This window comes from Kribbella ginsengisoli (assembly GCF_039537185.1).
GTDB classification, from domain to species: Bacteria; Actinomycetota; Actinomycetes; order Propionibacteriales; family Kribbellaceae; genus Kribbella; species Kribbella koreensis.
Genome location: NZ_BAABAA010000047.1, coordinates 1 through 674, shown reverse-complemented (window position 1 = coordinate 674; position 674 = coordinate 1). Strand labels below are relative to the sequence as shown.

Sequence of the window (674 nt, the reverse complement as noted above, 5' to 3'; positions counted from 1 at the left end):
CCGGGGGAGCGAACCCGTCGGGCCGAGCGACACGTGAGTCTCTGGGAGTACGTATCGGGACGCGGGCAGACGCTCGCGTTCCTGACGTATCAGCACGCCTCGCTGGCCTTCCAAACGGTGCTGGTCGGCACCGTGGTGGCGGTCGTGATCGCCGTGCTCGTCTACCGGCTGCCGATCGGTGCGGCACTGACCCTCACCTCCAGCCGTGTCGCGCTGACCATCCCGACGCTGGCCCTGCTGGCGCTGTTGATCGTCCCGTTCGGTCTGGGCGTGGTGCCGTCGTTCATCATGCTTGCCTTCTTCGCCGCCATGCCGGTGATAGGCAACGCGATCGTCGGGCTCCGATCGGTGCCGCCGAGTCTGATCGAGGCCGCCCGGGGAATCGGGCTGCCGCGCTGGCGGGTGCTGCTCACCGTGGAGCTGCCCGTCGCCTGGCCGGTGATCCTCACGGGCATCCGGGTGTCGACGCAGATGATCGTCGGCGTCGCGGCGATCGTCGCCTACGTGCTGGGCCCCGGGCTCGGCTCGCTGATCTTCAACGGGCTCGCCCGCCTGGGCGGCGCCAACTCGCTGGAGATGGCGATCACCGGCACGGTCCTGATCGTCGCCATCGCCCTCGTCTTCGACGCACTACTCGTCCTGCTCGGGCGACTGACCATTCCGAGAGGACTCAA

The 674-nt window shown here is 68.7% G+C and carries 1 protein-coding gene; it reads left to right on the top strand.

The features are described 5' to 3' along the window. Positions 1-33: 33 nt before the first annotated feature. Positions 34-674 (top strand): ABC transporter permease (locus ABD768_RS42980; protein ID WP_344850762.1); only part of this gene is annotated, 641 nt, incomplete at its 3' end.